At 52.4% G+C, this 21,095-nt stretch carries 15 protein-coding genes; 7 read left to right on the forward strand and 8 right to left on the reverse strand.

Going from position 1 to position 21,095, the window contains the following annotated elements; translation table 11 throughout:
* Nucleotides 1-7: 7 nt before the first annotated feature.
* Nucleotides 8-802 (forward strand): adenosylmethionine decarboxylase, encoded by a 795-nt coding sequence (gene speD, locus ACJHX3_RS06575; protein WP_000734287.1) that lies wholly within the window; start codon nt 8-10, stop codon nt 800-802.
* 37 nt (nt 803-839) lie between these two features.
* On the opposite strand, the gene yacL is transcribed toward speD, so the two are convergent.
* Entirely contained in the window at nt 840-1,202 is a 363-nt protein-coding gene (yacL, locus tag ACJHX3_RS06580) for a protein YacL (RefSeq protein ID WP_000384304.1), read from the reverse strand.
* 196 nt (nt 1,203-1,398) lie between these two features.
* Nucleotides 1,399-3,996, reverse strand: coding sequence for a bifunctional aconitate hydratase 2/2-methylisocitrate dehydratase (acnB, locus tag ACJHX3_RS06585; RefSeq protein WP_087890708.1), 2,598 nt, complete (start codon nt 3,994-3,996; stop codon nt 1,399-1,401).
* A gap of 354 nt (nt 3,997-4,350) precedes the next feature.
* Here acnB and ACJHX3_RS06590 point away from each other — a divergent pair, with 354 nt between their 5' ends.
* Nucleotides 4,351-6,204 (forward strand): DUF3300 domain-containing protein, encoded by a 1,854-nt coding sequence (locus ACJHX3_RS06590; protein ID WP_094308460.1) that lies wholly within the window; start codon nt 4,351-4,353, stop codon nt 6,202-6,204.
* A 70-nt stretch (nt 6,205-6,274) separates the two neighbouring features.
* On the opposite strand, the gene lpdA is transcribed toward ACJHX3_RS06590, so the two are convergent.
* The 4 genes from lpdA to pdhR form a co-directional block, all read right to left on the reverse strand.
* Entirely contained in the window at nt 6,275-7,699 is a 1,425-nt protein-coding gene (lpdA, locus tag ACJHX3_RS06595) for a dihydrolipoyl dehydrogenase (RefSeq protein WP_000102485.1), read from the reverse strand.
* 324 nt (nt 7,700-8,023) lie between these two features.
* A complete protein-coding gene (gene aceF / locus ACJHX3_RS06600; RefSeq protein ID WP_000963537.1) occupies nt 8,024-9,916 on the reverse strand; it encodes a pyruvate dehydrogenase complex dihydrolipoyllysine-residue acetyltransferase in 1,893 nt (630 codons plus the stop codon).
* A gap of 14 nt (nt 9,917-9,930) precedes the next feature.
* A complete protein-coding gene (gene aceE, locus ACJHX3_RS06605) occupies nt 9,931-12,594 on the reverse strand; it encodes a pyruvate dehydrogenase (acetyl-transferring), homodimeric type (RefSeq protein ID WP_000003820.1) in 2,664 nt (887 codons plus the stop codon).
* A 160-nt stretch (nt 12,595-12,754) separates the two neighbouring features.
* Nucleotides 12,755-13,519 (reverse strand): pyruvate dehydrogenase complex transcriptional repressor PdhR, encoded by a 765-nt coding sequence (gene pdhR / locus ACJHX3_RS06610; RefSeq protein WP_000331776.1) that lies wholly within the window; start codon nt 13,517-13,519, stop codon nt 12,755-12,757.
* Nucleotides 13,520-14,059: 540 nt separating this feature from the next.
* On the opposite strand from pdhR, the gene aroP reads away from it, so the two are divergent.
* Nucleotides 14,060-15,433 (forward strand): aromatic amino acid transporter AroP, encoded by a 1,374-nt coding sequence (gene aroP / locus ACJHX3_RS06615; protein ID WP_072146659.1) that lies wholly within the window; start codon nt 14,060-14,062, stop codon nt 15,431-15,433.
* Between the two features lie 42 nt (nt 15,434-15,475).
* On the opposite strand, the gene ampE is transcribed toward aroP, so the two are convergent.
* Together ampE and ampD are read right to left on the reverse strand one after the other, a co-directional pair.
* Complete coding sequence (ampE, locus tag ACJHX3_RS06620; RefSeq protein WP_000172019.1) at nt 15,476-16,330, reverse strand: beta-lactamase regulator AmpE; 855 nt, start codon at nt 16,328-16,330, stop codon at nt 15,476-15,478.
* On the reverse strand, nt 16,327-16,878 hold the full coding sequence (ampD, locus tag ACJHX3_RS06625; RefSeq protein WP_000923726.1) for a 1,6-anhydro-N-acetylmuramyl-L-alanine amidase AmpD: 552 nt from the start codon (nt 16,876-16,878) through the stop codon (nt 16,327-16,329). The genes ampE and ampD overlap by 4 nt, the downstream gene beginning before the upstream one ends.
* Nucleotides 16,879-16,965: 87 nt before the next feature.
* Here ampD and nadC point away from each other — a divergent pair, with 87 nt between their 5' ends.
* From nadC to hofC, 4 genes are all read left to right on the forward strand, one after another.
* Nucleotides 16,966-17,859: a carboxylating nicotinate-nucleotide diphosphorylase gene (nadC, locus tag ACJHX3_RS06630; RefSeq protein WP_001135190.1), complete on the forward strand. Its 894-nt coding sequence runs from the start codon at nt 16,966-16,968 to the stop codon at nt 17,857-17,859.
* A gap of 202 nt (nt 17,860-18,061) precedes the next feature.
* Nucleotides 18,062-18,502 carry a prepilin peptidase-dependent pilin gene (ppdD, locus tag ACJHX3_RS06635; RefSeq protein ID WP_000360904.1) on the forward strand — a complete coding sequence of 147 codons (441 nt, stop codon included), beginning with the start codon at nt 18,062-18,064 and terminating at the stop codon, nt 18,500-18,502.
* Nucleotides 18,503-18,511: 9 nt separating this feature from the next.
* Entirely contained in the window at nt 18,512-19,897 is a 1,386-nt protein-coding gene (gene gspE / locus ACJHX3_RS06640; RefSeq protein ID WP_094308461.1) for a type II secretion system protein GspE, read from the forward strand.
* Nucleotides 19,887-21,089: a protein transport protein HofC gene (hofC, locus tag ACJHX3_RS06645; protein ID WP_000157245.1), complete on the forward strand. Its 1,203-nt coding sequence runs from the start codon at nt 19,887-19,889 to the stop codon at nt 21,087-21,089. The genes gspE and hofC overlap by 11 nt, the downstream gene beginning before the upstream one ends.
* Nucleotides 21,090-21,095 lie beyond the last annotated feature (6 nt).

Raw genomic sequence — 21,095 nt, forward strand, 5'->3', positions numbered from 1 at the left:
TAAGAAATTGAAAAAACTGAAACTGCATGGCTTTAATAATCTGACCAAAAGTCTGAGTTTTTGTATTTACGATATCTGCTACGCCAAAACTGCCGAAGAACGCGACGGTTATATTGCTTATATCGATGAACTCTATAATGCCAACCGTTTGACCGAAATCCTGTCAGAAACCTGTTCCATTATCGGGGCCAATATTCTTAACATCGCCCGCCAGGATTACGAACCACAGGGTGCCAGCGTCACTATTCTGGTGAGTGAAGAACCGGTTGACCCGAAACTCATCGACAAAACAGAACACCCCGGTCCGCTGCCAGAAACGGTGGTTGCCCATCTCGATAAAAGTCATATTTGCGTACATACCTACCCGGAAAGCCATCCTGAAGGCGGTTTATGTACCTTCCGCGCCGATATTGAAGTCTCTACCTGCGGCGTGATTTCTCCGCTGAAGGCGCTGAATTACCTGATCCACCAGCTTGAGTCCGATATCGTAACCATTGATTATCGCGTGCGCGGTTTTACCCGCGACATTAACGGTATGAAGCACTTTATCGACCATGAGATTAATTCGATTCAGAACTTTATGTCTGACGATATGAAGGCGCTGTATGACATGGTGGATGTAAACGTCTATCAGGAAAATATCTTCCATACCAAGATGTTGCTTAAAGAGTTCGACCTTAAGCACTACATGTTCCACACCAAACCGGAAGATTTAACCGACAGCGAGCGCCAGGAAATTACCGCTGCGCTGTGGAAAGAAATGCGTGAGATTTATTACGGGCGCAATATGCCAGCCGTTTAACGGCTCTGGCGGAGCTCCCAGGCTCCGCCAGATTTATTTACTTCTGCTGCACGAAATTACGGTAAGCCGCCACCACCTGCAGAAAATCCTCAACGCCGCATAGCGACAGGCTTTCTTCGTCGTAATAGTTCATCCCCTCTTCCATTTCATCGCCAGCGAATTCCAGTTGATTGGCGCGAACCATCACCTCTTCACCGTCCATCCATAGCGTGTACTCATGCCCTGCCCGCTGCCAGGAACGTTCGCTACCTTTGAGCGTGCGCGCGGCGTCTTCCACTTCATCAAGCAAGGCCAGGTTTTCTTTCACCTCTTCGTTAAACCAGTGCCCGACCACTTCATGCCCCATGGACATACGCACCTTTACCACTCCGGTAATATCACGCAGAAATTCGTAATCCATAGTGTGTTCCTCTGCTCCCGGCAATGCGCCATTACTGCATTGCACCTTAGGTTTAATTATCGCAGCACTATGCAAGATTAAAAGGTGGAAAAGAATAAGGAATAAAAATAAACCCCCTTTCCTTGAGCAGAAAGGGGGTTTAAAGAAGTGCTGCTTGTCAGGTATTCAGGAGAACACCTGAGCTATTTTCAGGCTGTTACACCGCAGTCTGGAAAATCACCCCGTCCGCTTTTTCGGTGTACTGAGAAAGCTGGTTGAAGTTCAGATAACGGTAAGTATCAACGGCGGTTTTATCCACCTGCGCCACGTAGGTCTGGTACTCTTCCGGCGTCGGCAGTTTGCCAATCAGCGCCGCAACAGCAGCCAGTTCCGCAGAAGCCAGGAAGACGTTCGCACCTGTACCCAGACGGTTCGGGAAGTTACGGGTAGAGGTGGAAACCACCGTTGCACCGTCCGCCACACGCGCCTGGTTACCCATACACAGGGAACAGCCAGGGATCTCAATACGCGCACCGCTCTTACCGAAGACGCTGTAGTAGCCTTCTTCGGTCAACTGCGCGGCGTCCATACGGGTTGGCGGTGCCACCCACAGGCGGGTCGGCAACTGACCTTTGTGCGCATCCAGCAGTTTACCAGCGGCACGGAAGTGACCGATGTTAGTCATGCAAGAACCGATAAACACTTCGTCGATCTTCTCGCCCTGTACCGCAGACAGCGGACGAGCGTCGTCCGGGTCGTTCGGTGCACAGAGGATTGGCTCTTTAATATCCGCCAGATCGATGTCAATCACTGCCGCGTATTCCGCATCTGCATCGGCTTCCAGCAGCTCAGGATTCGCCAGCCATTTTTCCATGCCCTGAATACGGCGTTCCAGGGTACGACGATCGCCGTAACCTTCCGCGATCATCCACTTCAGCAGGACGATGTTAGAGTTCAGGTATTCGATGATCGGTTCTTTGTTCAGCTTGATGGTACAACCGGCAGCAGAACGCTCGGCGGACGCATCGGTCAGCTCAAAGGCCTGCTCAACTTTCAGATCCGGCAGACCTTCAATTTCCAGAATGCGACCTGAGAAGATGTTTTTCTTGCCTTTCTTCTCAACAGTCAGCAGACCTTGTTTGATCGCATACAGCGGAATAGCGTGTACCAGATCGCGCAGGGTGATGCCCGGCTGCATTTTGCCTTTGAAGCGCACCAGAACGGATTCCGGCATATCCAGCGGCATTACGCCTGTTGCGGCTGCAAATGCCACCAGACCAGAACCCGCCGGGAAAGAAATGCCGATCGGGAAACGGGTATGGGAGTCACCACCCGTACCGACGGTATCCGGCAGCAGCATACGGTTCAGCCAGGAGTGGATTACGCCGTCACCCGGACGCAGCGACACACCGCCACGGTTCATAATGAAGTCCGGCAGCGTGTGGTGCGTATTCACGTCAACTGGTTTCGGATACGCCGCGGTGTGGCAGAAAGACTGCATCACCAGGTCAGCCGAGAAGCCCAGGCACGCCAGGTCTTTCAGTTCATCACGGGTCATCGGGCCGGTGGTGTCCTGAGAACCTACAGAAGTCATTTTCGGTTCGCAGTACGCGCCCGGACGAATGCCTTTCACGCCGCAGGCACGGCCTACCATTTTCTGCGCCAGCGAGAAGCCGCGATCGCTCTCAGCGACATCTTTCGCCTGACGGAACACATCGCTGTGCGGCAGACCAAGTGCTTCACGCGCTTTGGTGGTCAGGCCACGCCCGATAATCAGCGGAATACGACCACCGGCACGCACTTCATCAATCAGCACGTCGGTTTTCAGTTCGAAGGTCGCCAGCAGTTCGCCGGTTTCGTGGTTACGCACTTCACCTTTGTACGGGTAAACGTCAATTACGTCGCCCATGTTCAGGTTAGAGACGTCGACTTCGATTGGCAGCGCACCCGCGTCTTCCATCGTGTTAAAGAAGATGGGTGCAATTTTACCGCCGAGGCACAAACCACCGCCGCGTTTGTTCGGCACATGTGGAATATCATCGCCCATAAACCACAGAACGGAGTTCGTGGCGGATTTACGCGAAGAACCGGTACCCACAACGTCACCGACGTACGCCAGCGGGAAACCTTTCTGCTGCAGAGCTTCGATTTGCTTAATCGGACCAACAACGCCTGGCTGATCTGGCTCAATACCTTCACGGGCGTTTTTCAGCATCGCCAGCGCGTGCAGTGGGATATCCGGGCGTGACCACGCATCCGGTGCCGGAGAGAGGTCATCGGTGTTGGTTTCGCCAGTTACTTTAAAGACGGTAACGGTCAGTTTTTCAGCCAGCGCCGGGCGATTCAGGAACCATTCGGCATCCGCCCAGGACTGCATTACCTGCTTAGCATATTCATTGCCTGCTTTGGCTTTCTCTTCTACGTCATAGAAGTTATCGAACATCAGCAGCGTGTGAGAAAGTGCTTTGGCAGCGATCGGTGCCAGTTTGGCATCATCCAGCGCGTCGATCAGCGGATGAATGTTGTAACCACCCTGCATGGTGCCCAGCAGTTCGATGGCTTTTTCCGGAGTCAGCAGTGGGGATTTGGCTTCGTCTTTAGCGATAGCAGCCAGGAAGCCTGCTTTTACATAGGCGGCTTCATCGACGCCTGGGGGAACACGGTTGGTTAACAGATCTAACAGGAATTCTTCTTCGCCCGCGGGCGGGTTTTTCAGCAGCTCTACAAGCGCGGCCATTTGGTTTGCATCCAGGGGTTTGGGCGCAATCCCCTCAGCGGCACGCTCAGCTACGTGCTTACGGTATTCTTCTAGCACGACGGTTCTCCTCGCTCTCATTGTCATAGTGCGGCAGGCGATTCTCTTCACGCTCCTGTGAGACAGCAGTTTGTAGGGTAAATGCCCAGTACCGCAACGGGCAGAATAGCAGGATTTTGACGATGTGTTAATCCGTTTACAAAAAAGCAACATAAAAAAGTGGCTGAATCGTTAAGGATGGTCTAGAGATTGTTTCCCTCCGTAAAAACTTCGTTAATTCGCATGGTGATAATCACCTTTCTCAACGAATCCCAAGATTAGTCAAAATTTAAACTACCGCCTCTTTATACTCGGAATCACAGCACCTGCGGGTGGCAGTTCGCCGACCATTGCGATTTCCTTGAGATCCGAATTATGAAAATGACTTTGCCGTTTAAACCCCATGTGCTGGCGCTCATTTGCAGTGCCGGGCTTTGTGCCGCCTCTACCGGGCTATATATAAAAAGCCGCACAGTGGAAGCGCCTGTGGAAGCGCAATCGACACAACTGGCTGTGTCTGAGGCTGCCGCGGTTACACTTCCTGCAACGGTTTCCGCACCTCCCGTAACACCCGCCGTCGTCAAATCCGCATTCAGCACTGCACAAATAGATCAATGGGTCGCGCCCGTCGCGCTGTATCCCGACTCTCTGCTTTCACAAGTGTTAATGGCATCGACCTATCCGGCAAACGTTGCGCAAGCAGTGCAATGGTCGCACGATAATCCACTTAAACAAGGCGATGCTGCTATTCAGGCGGTATCTGACCAGCCGTGGGACGCCAGCGTCAAATCACTGGTGGCCTTTCCACAGTTGATGGCGTTGATGGGCGAAAACCCGCAATGGGTGCAAAACCTGGGCGATGCTTTTCTGGCGCAGCCGCAGGACGTGATGGACTCGGTACAGCGATTGCGGCAACTGGCGCAACAAACCGGTTCGCTGAAGTCATCAACCGAACAGAAAGTTATTACCACAACGAAGAAAGCTGTACCGGTAAAACAGACAGTCACGGCTCCCGTCATACCATCCAATACCGTCTCAACTGCCAACCCTGTCATTACAGAGCCTGCAACAACCGTCATTTCCATTGAGCCCGCCAATCCTGATGTGGTCTATATTCCCAACTACAACCCAACCGTGGTTTACGGGAACTGGGCCAATACTGCGTATCCGCCGGTTTATCTGCCACCACCAGCCGGAGAACCGTTTGTTGACAGCTTTGTGCGCGGATTCGGCTATAGCATGGGCGTTGCTACCACGTACGCACTATTCAGCAGCATCGACTGGGACGATGACGATCATGACCATCATCATCATGACGATGATGATTATCACCACCACGATGGCGGTCATCGTGACGGTAATGGCTGGCAACACAACGGCGACAACATCAATATCGACGTAAACAATTTCAACCGTATCACCGGTGAGCATCTTACTGATAAGAATATGGCATGGCGGCACAATCCAAACTACCGCAATGGTGTGCCCTATCATGATCAGGATATGGCAAAGCGGTTTCACCAAACCGATGTCAACGGCGGCATGAGCGCCACGCAGTTACCTGCTCTATCGCGCGACAGTCAGCGTCAGGCAGCAGCAAGTCAGTTTCAGCAACGAACACACACTGCGCCAGTCATTACGCGAGATACTCAACGTCAGGCTGCGGCACAGCGGTTTAATGAAGCTGAAAACTATGGGAGCTATGACGACTTCCGCGACTTCAGCCGTCGCCAACCACTGACCCAGCAACAAAAGGACGCCGCTCGTCAGCGTTATCAGTCGGCCTCTCCTGAGCAGCGCCAGGCAGTCCGCGAGAAAATGCAGACTAACCCGCAGATCCAGCAGCGAAGAGAGGCAGCGCGTGAGCGTATTCAGGCCGCCTCGCCTGAGCAGCGCCAGGCGGTTCGCGAGAAAATGCAGACTAACCCACAGAACCAGCAGCGAAAAGAGGCAGCGCGTGAGCGTATTCAGTCTGCAACTCCCGAACAGCGCCAGGTGTTTAAGGAAAAAGTACAGCAGCGCCCACTGAACCAACAGCAACGTGATAACGCCCGCCAGCGTGTTCAATCAGCATCACCTGAGCAACGTCAGGTTTTTCGGGAGAAAGTTCAGGAGAGCCGCCCGCAACGTCTAAACGACAGTAACCATACTGCCAGGCTGAATAACGAGCAACGGTCAGCGATACGGGAACGGTTGTCTGAGCGTGGAGCAAGGAGAATGGAAAGGTAAAATGCAGGCGTAAAAAAAGCGGCGTGGTTAGCCGCTTTTTTAATTGCCGGATGTTCCGGCAAACGAAAAATTACTTCTTCTTCGCTTTCGGGTTCGGCAGGTCGGTAATGCTACCTTCGAACACTTCTGCCGCCAGGCCCACAGACTCGTGCAGCGTCGGGTGCGCATGGATGGTCAGCGCGATGTCTTCAGCATCACAACCCATTTCGATTGCCAGGCCGATTTCACCCAGCAGCTCGCCGCCGTTAGTACCGACAATCGCACCACCGATCACACGGTGAGATTCTTTGTCGAAAATCAGCTTGGTCATACCGTCTGCGCAGTCGGAAGCGATAGCACGACCAGAAGCAGCCCACGGGAAGGTGGCGGTTTCATAGCTGATGCCTTTCTCTTTCGCTTCTTTCTCGGTCAGACCCACCCATGCAACTTCTGGTTCGGTATAGGCGATGGACGGGATAACTTTCGGATCGAAGTAGTGTTTCTTACCGGCGATAACTTCAGCGGCAACGTGACCTTCGTGAACACCTTTATGTGCCAGCATCGGCTGACCGACGATATCGCCGATAGCAAAGATGTGCGGTACGTTGGTACGCAGCTGTTTGTCAACGCGGATGAAACCACGGTCGTCAACTTCCACGCCAGCTTTGCCTGCGTCGAGGTTTTTACCGTTCGGCACACGACCAATTGCTACCAGCACGGCGTCGTAACGCTGCGGTTCAGCGGGTGCTTTTTTGCCTTCCATCGTCACATAAATACCGTCTTCTTTCGCTTCAACGGCGGTAACTTTGGTTTCCAGCATCAGGTTGAATTTTTTGCTGATACGCTTGGTGAAGACTTTAACGATGTCTTTGTCAGCTGCCGGGATAACCTGGTCGAACATTTCAACCACATCAATCTGTGAACCCAGCGCGTGGTATACGGTCCCCATTTCCAGACCGATGATACCGCCACCCATTACCAGCAGGCGTTCTGGTACTTCTTTCAGTTCCAGCGCGTCAGTGGAGTCCCAGATACGCGGATCTTCATGCGGAATAAACGGCAGTTGGATCGGGCGAGAACCCGCTGCAATGATCGCGTTGTCGAAGTTGATCACGGTTTTGCCGTTCTCACCTTCAACTTCCAGGGTGTTAGCCCCGGTGAATTTACCCAGACCGTTGACCACTTTGACTTTGCGGCCTTTTGCCATACCAGCCAGACCACCGGTCAGCTGATTGATCACTTTCTCTTTCCAGGTACGAATCTTGTCGATATCGGTTTTCGGTTCGCCGAAGACGATACCGTGTTCAGCCAGCGCTTTGGCTTCTTCGATAACTTTTGCTACGTGCAGCAGTGCTTTAGAAGGGATACAGCCGACGTTCAGGCAAACACCGCCAAGGGTGTTGTAACGTTCTACGATTACGGTTTCCAGACCTAAATCAGCGCAACGGAAGGCAGCGGAGTAACCTGCGGGGCCTGCCCCAAGTACCACGACCTGAGTTTTGATTTCAGTACTCATCATGACCTCTATATATTTATCTCCGGCGGTCATACCCGTCGTCTTTCAGGCCGCAGCGGCGTTAGCTTCACGCCCTCACCCCAGTCACTTACTTATGTAAGCTCCTGGGGATTCTGGCGCTTGCTACCTTGCTGCACCCAGAAATCCATAGGGTATGTGAAGTAATACCCTAACCACCACCGGGTCGTTCTATCCGTCGGTATTTTACAAAATTGTTAACAATTTTTAAACAACAAACGGCAACCGATTTGTCTATTCACTAATAACCTCAATACATTCATGAGATTACCAGAAAAAAGCCGGCCGTTGGGCCGGCTCTTTTACTTACATCACCAGACGGCGAATGTCAGACAGCGTGTTGTTAATGATGGTAATGAAACGGGCACCATCAGCACCGTCGATCACGCGGTGGTCGAAGGAGAGAGAAATCGGCAGCATCAGACGCGGCACGAACTCTTTACCATTCCACACCGGCTCCATCGCGGACTTGGAAACGCCGAGGATAGCCACTTCCGGCGCGTTCACAATCGGCGCGAAGTGGGTAGTACCCAGGCCGCCGATGCTGGAGATGGTGAAGCAACCGCCCTGCATTTCGCCCGCAGTCAGCTTACCGTCACGCGCTTTCTTAGAAATAGTCATCAGCTCGCGAGACAGTTCGATGATGCCTTTCTTGTTGACGTCTTTGAATACCGGAACAACCAGACCGTTCGGGGTATCCACCGCCACACCGATGTTGATGTATTTCTTCAGGGTCAGACGCTGACCGTCTTCCGACAGCGAACTGTTGAAGCGAGGCATCTGCTCAAGAGCTGCAGCAACCGCTTTCATGATGAAGACAACCGGGGTGATCTTCACATCCAGCTTACGTTTCGCCGCTTCTTCGTTCTGCTGTTTACGGAACGCTTCCAGCTCGGTGATATCGGTTTTGTCGAAGTGAGTAACATGCGGGATCATCACCCAGTTACGGCTCAGGTTCGCACCAGAGATTTTCTGGATGCGGCCCAGTTCCACTTCTTCGATTTCACCAAACTTGCTGAAGTCCACTTTAGGCCACGGCAGCATGCCTGGGATACCGCCGCCAGTTGCCGCCGGAGCTGCTTCTGCACGTTTGATAGCTTCTTTCACGTAAGCCTGAACGTCTTCGCGCAGGATACGACCTTTACGGCCAGTGCCCTTCACTTTCGCCAGGTTAACGCCAAACTCGCGTGCCAGACGGCGGATCAGCGGAGTCGCGTGAACGTAAGCGTCGTTTACAGCAAATTCAGATTTGCCTTCCGCTTTCGCAGCCGATGCTGCTGCCGGGGCTTCAGCTTTTGCTGCCGGAGCCGGCGCTGCCGCTTCCTGTTTCGCAGGAGCTGCCGCAGGCGCTGCGCCTTCAACTTCGAAGATCATAATCAGCGAGCCAGTTTTCACTTTATCGCCAACGTTGACTTTCAGTTCCTTCACGACGCCTGCAAACGGAGCCGGAACTTCCATAGAAGCTTTATCGCCTTCTACGGTGATCAGTGACTGTTCAGCGGCAACTTTGTCGCCCACTTTCACCATCACTTCGGTCACTTCAACTTCGTCACCGCCGATATCCGGAACGTTAACTTCTTTCACGCCAGCCGCTGATGCAGGGGCCGCTGCCGGAGCCGCTTCCTGTTTAGCCGCCGGAGCTGCCGCGCCTGCTTCACCCGCGACTTCGAAGACCATAATCAGCGAGCCGGTAGACACTTTGTCACCCACGTTCACTTTGATCTCTTTCACGGTGCCTGCAAACGGAGCAGGAACTTCCATAGAAGCCTTATCGCCTTCTACGGTGATCAGCGACTGTTCAGCTTCAACTTTATCGCCAACTTTCACCAGGATTTCGGTCACTTCAACTTCGTCGCTGCCGATATCCGGAACGTTAACGTCTTTTGCCGCCGCAGCCGCTGGTGCTGCTGCCGGAGCTGCTTCTTTCTTCTCTTCTGCCTGAGCAGGTGCAGCGTCAGCTGCACCGTCGGCGGAATCGAAAATCATAATCAGTGCGCCGGTCTGGGTTTTATCGCCAACAGAGACTTTGATCTCTTTAACGATACCCGCCTGCGGAGACGGAACTTCCATAGAGGCTTTGTCGCCTTCTACGGTGATTAGCGACTGTTCGGCTTCAACTTTGTCGCCCACTTTGACCAGGATCTCGGTGATTTCAACTTCATCAGCCCCGATGTCCGGTACTTTGATTTCGATAGCCATTATTCTTTTACCTCTTACGCCAGACGCGGGTTAACTTTATCTGCATCGATGTTGAATTTGGCGATTGCATCAGCAACCACTTTCTTATCGATTTCGCCACGTTTAGCCAGTTCGCCCAGCGCCGCAACCACGACATAAGAAGCATCAACTTCGAAGTGGTGACGCAGGTTCTCACGGCTGTCGGAACGACCGAAGCCATCAGTACCCAGTACGCGGTAGTCGTCAGCCGGTACGTAAGTACGGACCTGCTCAGCGAACAGTTTCATATAGTCGGTAGATGCCACTGCCGGAGCGTCGTTCATCACCTGAGCGATGTATGGAACGCGCGGAGTTTCCAGCGGGTGCAGCATGTTCCAGCGTTCACAATCCTGACCATCACGCGCCAGTTCTGTGAAGGAGGTCACGCTATAAACGTCAGAACCTACGCCGTAATCTTTCGCCAGGATCTCTGCCGCTTCACGGACGTGACGCAGGATAGAACCGGAGCCCAGCAGCTGAACTTTACCTTTGCTACCTTCAATGGTTTCGAGTTTGTAGATACCTTTACGGATACCTTCCTCAGCACCTTCAGGCATTGCCGGCATGTGGTAGTTTTCGTTCAGCGTAGTGATGTAGTAGTAAACGTTCTCTTGTTTTTCACCGTACATACGCTCCAGACCGTCATGCATGATGACAGCAACTTCGTAAGCGTAAGCCGGGTCGTAAGAGATACAGTTCGGGATAGTCAGCGACTGAATGTGGCTGTGACCATCTTCGTGCTGCAGACCTTCACCGTTCAGGGTGGTACGACCGGAAGTACCGCCGATCAGGAAGCCACGCGCTTGCTGGTCGCCAGCCGCCCAGCACAGATCGCCGATACGCTGGAAGCCGAACATCGAGTAATAGATGTAGAACGGAATCATCGGCAGATTGTTGGTGCTGTAAGAGGTCGCCGCTGCCAGCCAGGAACAACCTGCGCCCAGCTCGTTGATCCCTTCCTGCAGAATCTGACCTTTCTCGTCTTCTTTATAGTAAGCAACCTGCTCGCGGTCCTGCGGGGTGTACTGCTGACCGTTCGGGCTGTAAATACCAATCTGACGGAACAGACCTTCCATACCGAAAGTACGCGCTTCGTCGGCGATGATCGGTACCAGACGATCTTTGATCGACTTGTTCTTCAGCATTACGTTCAGGGCACGAACGAAAGCGATAGTGGTAGAGATCTCTTTGCTCTGCTCTTCCAGCAGCGCGCCGAAGTCTTGCAGGCTCGGCAGCTCAAGCTTCTCGGTGAAGTTCGGCTGACGGCTTGGCAGATAACCGTGCAGTTTCTGACGCTGAGCGTGCAGATAGGTATGCTCTTCAGAACCTTCCGGGAAGGTGATGTACGGCAGTTTTTCGATATCAGCATCAGACACCGGCACATTGAAACGGTCGCGGATGTGACGCACGCCGTCCATGTTCATTTTCTTAACCTGGTGCGCGATGTTTTTACCTTCAGCCGCGTCGCCCATGCCGTAACCTTTAATGGTATGAGCAAGGATCACCGTCGCTTTGCCTTTGGTTTCCTGCGCTTTCTTGAATGCAGCGTAGATTTTCTTCGGATCGTGACCACCACGGTTCAGCGCCCAGATCTGCTCGTCAGTCCAGTCTGCAACCAGTGCTGCGGTTTCAGGATATTTACCGAAGAAGTGTTCACGAACGTACGCACCATCTTTCGATTTGAAGGTCTGGTAGTCGCCGTCAACGGTTTCGTTCATCAGCTGGATCAGTTTACCGCTGGTATCTTTACGCAGCAGTTCATCCCAACGGCTACCCCACATTACTTTGATCACGTTCCAGCCAGCACCTTCGAAGATGCCTTCCAGTTCGTTGATGATCTTGCCGTTACCGGTGACCGGGCCGTCAAGACGCTGCAGGTTACAGTTGATAACGAAGACCAGGTTATCCAGTTTTTCACGGGTAGCGATGGTGATCGCACCTTTGGATTCCGGTTCGTCCATTTCACCGTCGCCGAGGAAGGCGTAAACGGTCTGTTTAGAGGTATCTTTCAGGCCACGGTGTTCCAGATATTTCAGGAATTTAGCCTGGTAAATAGCACCAATCGGACCCAGACCCATAGATACGGTCGGGAACTGCCAGAATTCCGGCATCAGTTTCGGGTGCGGATAGGAAGAGAGGCCATTGCCGTGAACTTCCTGACGGAAGTTATCCAGCTGCTCCTGAGTCAGACGACCTTCCAGGAAAGCACGTGCGTAAACGCCCGGGGAGATGTGGCCCTGGAAGTAAACCAGGTCGCCGCCATCCTGCTCGTTGCGTGCACGGAAGAAGTGGTTAAAGCACACATCATAAATGGTTGCGGAAGACTGGAAGGACGCCATGTGGCCGCCCAGTTCGAGGTCTTTTTTCGACGCACGCAGAACCGTCATGATGGCGTTCCAGCGGATAGCTGAACGAATACGGCGTTCCAGTTCCAGATTACCCGGATACTCCGGTTGTTCTTCAACGGGGATGGTGTTGATGTAGTTGCTGATACCGGTGCCTGCGGCTACGTTGACACCGCCTTTGCGGGCTTCAGCAAGCAGTTGGTCGATCAGATACTGAGCACGCTCAACACCTTCTTCACGGATGACCGATTCGATCGCCTGGAGCCAGTCGCGAGTTTCGATCGGATCCACGTCATTTGGGAAACGTTCTGACATGGGTTATTCCTTATCTATCTAATAACGTTGAGTTTTCTGGAACCTGTCCCATTGAACTCTCGCCGGAAAGCTCAATAAGACAGGTTCTACGTTTAGTTGCCGCGCTTTTATATGCGCTTGATTTACAACATCTTCTGGATAATTTTTACCAGAAAAATCACTAATTCTTTCGTTGCTCCAGACGACGTAGAGAACGCTCACGGCGGCTCTCTTCACGGCTTCTGTCGAGCAAAATTTCTTCGATAAAGGCCAGATGGCGATGCGATGCTTCGCGCGCTTCTTCCGGCTTACCGGCCATAATCGCTTCAAATATGCGGGTGCGGTGACTACTCACCAGCGGCAGCATCTCGCGACGCGAATAGAGCAATTCGAAGTTCTGGCGGACATTCTGGGCCAACATCGGCTCCATACACCTTAGCAGATGAAGCAGAACCACATTGTGGGCTGCTTCGGTGACGGCAATCTGATACTGGAGTACGGCATTTGATTCCGCGTCCAGATCGCCAGACTGCTGCGCCAGCTCTATGGCGTGGTGGAGTTCACGGATGCGTTCCTTGTCTTCATCGGTACTACGCAGCGCGGCGTAATAAGCGGCGATACCTTCCAGGGCGTGTCGTGTTTCGAGCAAGTCATACTGTGATTCAGGATGGTCGGAGAGCAGCTCCACCAGTGGATCGCTGAAGCTTTGCCATAGGCTGCTCTGGACAAAAGTGCCGCCACCCTGGCGACGAAGCAACAAGCCCTTCGCTTCGAGACGTTGAATCGCCTCACGCAATGAGGGACGGGAGACGTCAAACTGTTTTGCCAGTTCGCGTTCCGGTGGGAGTTTTTCGCCCGGGCGGAGAGTGCCTTCGAGGATCAAAAACTCCAGTTGCTGCTCAATCACATCGGAGAGTTTTGGTTGGCGGATTTTGCTGTAGGCCATGAGTTCCTGTCTTAAGCCACTTGCCGAAGTCAATTGGTCTTACCAATTTCATGTCTGTGACGCTAAAGTAACAAAGTATTCACCTTATGTCCATACAGGTTTTGATTGAAATCATGAAATTGTGCACATTTTAACAACTTGACATATATAACGTTTCAAAGTTGTAACTATGCACAAATGTAGACTTTACGTAGGAAAGGGATTTTTTAACGATTATTAAACTATAAAAATCCGAATTGAACCGATTCACTTACCAATTTATCGATTTTTAATTCATATGCAATGAATTTATATTCATTGTATATGTTGAGGGGATTTGAGGCTGACATTTACAAACGGTTCCTTTTTAAGCAACTCATCTTCAACCATGCATAAAGCGGGTGCATTCGCTGCCACATACCATTATTCTTGATCTGACGGAAGTCATTTTGTAACAATTCAAACTTCCTTGATGTAAACAAATCAATACAATAAACGGAATTGCAAACTTACACACGCATCACTGCGTAGATCAAAAAAACAATCACCGCACGAGGTTTCATGATGGAAGGTCAACAGCACGGCGAGCAGCTAAAGCGCGGCCTTAAAAACCGCCACATACAGCTTATCGCGCTGGGAGGCGCGATAGGGACAGGGCTATTCCTGGGTAGCGCCTCCGTAATACAGTCCGCAGGGCCAGGGATTATCCTGGGTTACGCCATTGCTGGTTTTATCGCCTTTCTGATCATGCGTCAGCTAGGTGAAATGGTGGTCGAAGAACCTGTCGCAGGCTCCTTTAGCCACTTTGCTTATAAATACTGGGGCTGTTTTGCCGGTTTCGCCTCTGGCTGGAACTACTGGGTACTGTACGTTTTAGTTGCCATGGCAGAGCTTACTGCTGTGGGTAAATACATTCAGTTCTGGTATCCGGAAATCCCAACCTGGGTTTCTGCCGCCGTGTTCTTTGTGGTGATTAACGCCATCAACCTGACCAACGTAAAAGTGTTTGGTGAGATGGAGTTCTGGTTTGCCATTATCAAAGTTATTGCGGTAGTAGCGATGATCATCTTCGGCGGCTGGCTGCTATTCAGTGGCAACGGCGGCCCGCAGGCGACCGTTAGCAACCTGTGGGATCAGGGTGGTTTCCTGCCGCACGGCTTCACCGGGCTGGTGATGATGATGGCGATTATCATGTTCTCGTTCGGTGGTCTGGAACTGGTGGGGATCACCGCAGCAGAAGCTGATAACCCGGAGCAAAGTATCCCGAAAGCAACTAACCAGGTTATCTACCGCATCCTGATTTTCTATATTGGTTCGTTAGCCGTTCTGCTCTCGCTGATGCCGTGGACCCGCGTTACTGCTGATACCAGTCCGTTTGTACTGATCTTCCACGAATTGGGCGATACCTTTGTGGCGAATGCGCTGAACATCGTGGTACTGACTGCTGCGCTCTCCGTGTACAACAGCTGCGTATATTGCAACAGCCGTATGCTGTTTGGTCTGGCACAGCAGGGCAACGCGCCAAAAGCGCTGGCGTCTGTTGATAAACGCGGCGTACCAGTCAACACCATTCTGGTGTCTGCGCTGGTTACGGCATTGTGCGTGCTGATTAACTACCTTGCACCGGAATCCGCATTCGGCCTGTTAATGGCGCTGGTGGTATCTGCACTGGTAATCAACTGGGCGATGATTAGCCTGGCGCATATGAAATTCCGTCGCGCCAAGCAGGAACAAGGCGTGGTAACTCGCTTCCCTGCTCTGCTTTATCCGCTGGGTAACTGGATCTGCCTGCTGTTTATGGCGGCGGTACTGGTGATTATGCTGATGACCCCAGGAATGGCGATTTCGGTATACCTGATCCCGGTATGGCTGATCGTGTTAGGTATCGGCTATCTGTTTAAAGAGAAAACCGCCAAAGCCGTAAAAGCGCATTAATCTCTCTACGCCCTCACCCGTGCAGGGTGAGGGCAATAATCTTTACACCAACGCCCCGTAAATCGTCAGTAGCGCAATTACCACCACGACCACGAACGAGGTTTTCTTCGCCATGGAAACCGCTGCCTTCGGCGTCTCCACCTTATCGACATGCGGTTCACGCGCCAGAGAGAACTGTGCCAGACGCGTTAATACCTGATATTGCGAAGTATGGAAATCACCCAGCGAAGCAAACCAGGCCGGTAACGCTTTCTCCCCATGACCGATCAAGGCATATACCACACCCGCAAGACGAACCGGCACCCAATCCAGTACATGAAGCACGGCATCAATGCCGGACTGTAAACGATGATGCGGCGTCTGGTAACGCGCCAGCCAGTATTGCCATGCACGCAAAAACGCATACCCCATCAGCGTAACGGGTCCCCAAGTTCCCCCCACAATCAGCCAGAACAACGGAGCAAGATAAAAACGAAAGTTAATCCACAGCAATGCATTTTGCAGCTCACGCAAATACTCACGTTCATCGCAGCCTGCCGGGACGCCGTGAATCATGGTGAGTTCGCCAGCCATCGTGGCACGGGCATGGCTATCATTACGTGAAGCAGCTGTCAGATAAGCATGATAATGAAGACGAACTTTACCTGCGCCAATACACAGCAAACCAATCAGCAGCCACACCAGCAGCGTGGGAACGTTGAACAATACTCCCTGCAATGTGCGTAACAGTAAAAAAGTCACGCCCATCGCAATAATGGTCATGCCTAATGTGCGCCCGAGAGAAAAATGTTTCACCCGCCGAAAGAACGCTTCAAGACGATGATCAAGTTGCCAGTGCTCGCCCAACTTAAACAGGCGCTCGAAAATTAACACCAGTAAGGTTGTAAATAGCGTCATGTTGTCTCCTTGCTGACCAGTGCACGAAACCGTGCCCAATCAAATGCAGGACCGGGATCGGTTTTCCGATCCGGCGCAATATCACAATGGCCCGTCATGTTATTAGCGATATCTGGATAGCGATCAATCAGTGCCCGCGTAACCGCCGCAAGCTGTTGATACTGCGCATCGGTATACGCCAGCGTATCGGTGCCTTCCAGCTCAATCCCAATAGAAAAATCATTGCAGCGTTCGCGCCCCTGATACTGAGAGACTCCCGCATGCCATGCACGTTTATCGAAAGGAACATACTGGACTATTTCACCATCACGGCGAATCAAACAGTGAGCGGAGACGCGCAAATGGGCGATCTCAGCAAAGAAAGGATGTGCCTGCGGATCAATAGTTCCAGTGAATAATGCGTCGATCCACGGACCGCCAAACTCGCCTGGCGGCAGGCTAATATTGTGCACCACCAGCAGGGTGGGTGTTTCGTCATCCGGGCGGCAATCGTAATGTGGTGAGGGAACGCGGCGCGCGCCAACCAGCCACCCCTGTTCTAACAACATGCAGGATCTCCTTATATGTGGTGCTAATACCCGGTTCAGAGTAGCATGTTTCTACCTTATGATTCGTTAGCTATCTGGAGTTTTAACATGCCGCCTCGCCGCTATAACCCTGAAACCCGACGTGACGAGCTGCTGGAACGCATTAATCTCGATATCCCCGGCGCGGTGGCCCAGGCGCTACGGGAAGATTTAGGCGGAACAGTCGATGCCAACAATGACATTACGGCAAAACTTTTACCGGAAAACTCTCGCTCTCATGCCACAGTGATCACCCGCGAGAATGGCGTATTTTGCGGCAAACGCTGGGTTGAAGAGGTGTTTATTCAACTGGCAGGCGACGATGTCACCATAATCTGGCATGTGGATGACGGCGATGTCATCAACGCCAATGAACCCTTGTTCGAACTTGAAGGCCCATCCCGCGTGCTGTTAACGGGCGAACGCACTGCGCTTAATTTTGTGCAAACCCTTTCAGGGGTTGCCAGTAAGGTACGCCACTATGTCGAATTACTGGAGGGCACCAACACGCAGTTGTTGGATACGCGCAAAACCTTACCCGGCCTGCGTTCAGCTCTGAAATACGCGGTACTTTGCGGCGGCGGAGCGAATCACCGTCTGGGGCTTTCTGATGCCTTCCTGATCAAAGAAAACCATATTATTGCCTCCGGCTCAGTACGCCAGGCGGTCGAAAAAGCATCCTGGCTGCACCCGGATGCGCCAGTAGAAGTCGAAGTAGAGAATCTGGAAGAACTTGATGAAGCCCTGAAAGCAGGTGCCGATATCATCATGCTGGATAACTTCGAAACAGAACAGATGCGCGAAGCCGTCAAACGCACCAACGGCAAGGCGCTACTGGAAGTGTCTGGCAACGTCACTGACAAAACACTGCGCGAATTTGCCGAAACGGGCGTGGACTTTATCTCCGTCGGTGCGCTAACTAAACACGTACAGGCACTCGACCTATCAATGCGTTTTTGCTGATTGCTGACAGATTTATCCGCTCCATCGCGGGCGGATAATCTCCCCTTTCCCAACTTTCTTCGTAACGCCTCGCAAATTTCTTGTCTTTCGCTGCAACGTAATAAAAAACTCCGGAAGCTGCTTTCCCGTTTCGTTTTTTGCCCCTCGCTTGTGCTGATGGCGTTTGCCAAAGTAGCGCCAACCAAATCAAGGAGCGAAACAAATGGACAAGCAACGCGGTTTTACACTTATCGAACTGATGGTGGTTATTGGCATCATTGCCATTTTAAGCGCCATTGGTATTCCCGCTTATCAAAACTACCTGCGCAAAGCCGCACTCACCGACATGCTACAAACCTTTGTGCCTTACCGTACCGCCGTAGAGTTGTGCGCGCTGGAACATGGTGGATTAGATACCTGCGACGGTGGCAGTAATGGCATCCCCTCGCCTACCACCACCCGCTATGTTTCAGCCATGAGTGTGGCAAAGGGCGTGGTGTCGCTGACCGGGCAAGAAAGTCTCAATGGGCTAAGCGTCGTCATGACGCCGGGTTGGGATAACGCAAACGGCGTCACCGGTTGGACGCGCAACTGCAATATTCAAAGTGACAGCGCATTGCAGCAAGCCTGCGAAGATGTCTTCCGTTTTGATGACGCCAACTAAGGAGCGGCAATGAATATTCCACAGCTCACCGCCCTGTGTCTGCGTTATCAGGGAGTCTTGCTGGATGCCAGCGAAGAGGTGGTTCATGTTGCGGTGGTCGATGCCCCTTCGCATGAGCTACTGGACGCATTGCATTTCGCTACCACCAAACGTATTGAGATCACCTGCTGGACGCGCCAACAAATGGAAGGTCACGCCAGTCGCACACAACAGACATTGCCCGTAGCTATTCATGAGAAGCATCAGCCCAAAGCAGAGTTGCTGACTCGAACGTTACAATCTGCGCTGGAACAACGCGCGTCTGATATTCATATCGAACCAGCGGACAATGCCTACCGCATCCGCTTGCGTATCGACGGCGTATTGCATCCTTTACCGGATGTTTCACCGGATGCCGGAGTCGCATTAACCGCCAGATTAAAAGTGCTGGGCAACCTGGATATTGCGGAACATCGCCTGCCGCAGGACGGGCAATTCACTGTCGAACTGGCAGGAAACGCCGTCTCATTTCGTATTGCGACCTTACCATGTCGGGGTGGTGAAAAGGTGGTATTAAGGTTGTTACAGCAGGTGAGTCAGGCACTGGATGTCAACACGCTTGGAATGCAGCCGTTACAACTGGCGGACTTTGCTCATGCCTTGCAACAACCACAGGGACTGGTGCTGGTAACAGGCCCTACAGGCAGCGGCAAAACGGTCACGCTTTATAGTGCCCTGCAAACGCTGAATACCGCTGACATTAATATTTGTAGCGTCAAAGATCCGGTTGAGATCCCCATAGCCGGACTAAACCAGACGCAAATCCATCCGCGTGCCGGTCTTACCTTTCAGGGCGTTTTGCGTGCGTTATTGCGCCAGGACCCTGACGTCATCATGATCGGAGAGATCCGCGATGGCGAAACAGCAGAGATCGCTATTAAAGCGGCGCAAACCGGTCACCTGGTGTTGTCTACCCTACACACCAATTCCACCACTGAAACGCTGGTACGTTTACAGCAAATGGGGGTCGCCCGCTGGATGCTCTCATCGGCGCTTACACTGGTAATAGCCCAGCGTCTGGTACGTAAACTTTGCCCACATTGTCGCCGACAGCAAGGGGAGCCCATCCATATTCCAGACAATGTATGGCCGTCGCCGCTGCCCCACTGGCAGGCACCCGGTTGTGTACATTGCTACCACGGTTTTTATGGTCGCACGGCCTTATTTGAAGTTCTGCCCATAACACCGGTCATACGTCAGCTTATTTCCGCTAATACCGACGTTGAATCGCTGGAAACGCACGCCCGACAGGCGGGTATGCGTACGCTTTTTGAAAACGGCTGCCTGGCCGTGGAGCAAGGCTTAACCACCTTTGAAGAGTTAATCCGCGTATTGGGGATGCCGCATGGCGAGTAAGCAACTCTGGCGCTGGCATGGCATAACCGGCGACGGCAATGCGCAAGATGGGATGCTATGGGCTGAGAGCCGTGCTTTGCTGCTTATGGCACTACAGCAACAGATGGTTACCCCACTAAGCCTGAAGCGAATCGCCATCAATTCTGCGCAGTGGCGAGGAGATAAAAGCGCGGAAGTCATTCATCAACTGGCGACGCTACTCAAAGCCGGGTTAACGCTTTCTGAAGGGCTGGCACTGCTGGCGGAACAGCATCCCAGTAAGCAATGGCAAGCGTTGCTGCAATCGCTGGCGTACGATCTCGAACAGGGCATTGCTTTTTCCAATGCCTTATTACCCTGGTCAGAGGTATTTCCGCCGCTCTATCAGGCAATGATCCGCACGGGGGAATTGACTGGTAAGTTAGATGAATGTTGCTTTGAACTTGCTCGACAGCAAAAAGCCCAGCGTCAGTTAGCCGATAAAGTGAAATCAGCGTTGCGTTATCCCATCATCATTTTAGCGATGGCAATCATGGTGGTTGTGGCAATGCTGCATTTTGTGCTGCCGGAGTTTGCTGCTATTTATAAGACCTTCAACACCCCACTACCGGTACTAACGCAGGGGATCATGACGCTGGCAGACTTTAGTGGCGAATGGGGCTGGCTGCTGGTGTTGTTCGGCTTTCTGCTGGCGATAGCCAATAAGTTGCTGATGCGCCGCCCGACCTGGCTTATCGCGCGGCAGAAATTGCTGTTACGCATCCCGATTATGGGTTCACTGATGCGGGGACAAAAACTCACGCAGATCTTTACGATTCTGGCGCTGACTCAAAGTGCAGGCATTACTTTTTTACAGGGCGTAGAGAGCGTCAGAGAAACAATGCGCTGCCCGTACTGGGTGCAACTTCTGACACAAATCCAGCACGATATCAGTAACGGTCACCCCATCTGGCTGGCGCTAAAAAATACCGGTGAGTTTAGCCCACTCTGTTTGCAATTAGTGAGAACAGGAGAGGCATCCGGCTCGCTGGATCTCATGTTAGACAACCTCGCCCATCATCATCGGGATAACACACTGGCGCTGGCGGATAACCTCGCAGCCTTACTGGAACCGGCGTTGCTGATCATAACGGGAGGAATTATCGGTACGCTGGTGGTGGCAATGTATCTGCCAATTTTCCATTTAGGCGATGCGATGAGTGGAATGGGATAACGCTGG

Origin of the sequence: Escherichia sp. WS1265 (genome assembly GCF_046487585.1) — a bacterium.
In the GTDB taxonomy this organism is placed as follows: domain Bacteria; phylum Pseudomonadota; class Gammaproteobacteria; order Enterobacterales; family Enterobacteriaceae; genus Escherichia; species Escherichia coli.

Excerpts from the sequence above, each read along its gene's own strand:
- gspE (WP_094308461.1), top strand. The coding sequence starts at position 18,512 with ATGAATATTCCACAGCTCACCGCCCTGTGTCTGCGTTATCAGGGAGTC.
- aceE (WP_000003820.1), bottom strand. The coding sequence starts at position 12,594 with ATGTCAGAACGTTTCCCAAATGACGTGGATCCGATCGAAACTCGCGAC.
- yacL (WP_000384304.1), bottom strand. The coding sequence starts at position 1,202 with ATGGATTACGAATTTCTGCGTGATATTACCGGAGTGGTAAAGGTGCGT.
- ppdD (WP_000360904.1), top strand. The coding sequence starts at position 18,062 with ATGGACAAGCAACGCGGTTTTACACTTATCGAACTGATGGTGGTTATT.
- ampE (WP_000172019.1), bottom strand. The coding sequence starts at position 16,330 with ATGACGCTATTTACAACCTTACTGGTGTTAATTTTCGAGCGCCTGTTT.
- hofC (WP_000157245.1), top strand. The coding sequence starts at position 19,887 with ATGGCGAGTAAGCAACTCTGGCGCTGGCATGGCATAACCGGCGACGGC.
- aceF (WP_000963537.1), bottom strand. The coding sequence starts at position 9,916 with ATGGCTATCGAAATCAAAGTACCGGACATCGGGGCTGATGAAGTTGAA.
- nadC (WP_001135190.1), top strand. The coding sequence starts at position 16,966 with ATGCCGCCTCGCCGCTATAACCCTGAAACCCGACGTGACGAGCTGCTG.
- lpdA (WP_000102485.1), bottom strand. The coding sequence starts at position 7,699 with ATGAGTACTGAAATCAAAACTCAGGTCGTGGTACTTGGGGCAGGCCCC.
- aroP (WP_072146659.1), top strand. The coding sequence starts at position 14,060 with ATGATGGAAGGTCAACAGCACGGCGAGCAGCTAAAGCGCGGCCTTAAA.
- ACJHX3_RS06590 (WP_094308460.1), top strand. The coding sequence starts at position 4,351 with ATGAAAATGACTTTGCCGTTTAAACCCCATGTGCTGGCGCTCATTTGC.
- pdhR (WP_000331776.1), bottom strand. The coding sequence starts at position 13,519 with ATGGCCTACAGCAAAATCCGCCAACCAAAACTCTCCGATGTGATTGAG.
- ampD (WP_000923726.1), bottom strand. The coding sequence starts at position 16,878 with ATGTTGTTAGAACAGGGGTGGCTGGTTGGCGCGCGCCGCGTTCCCTCA.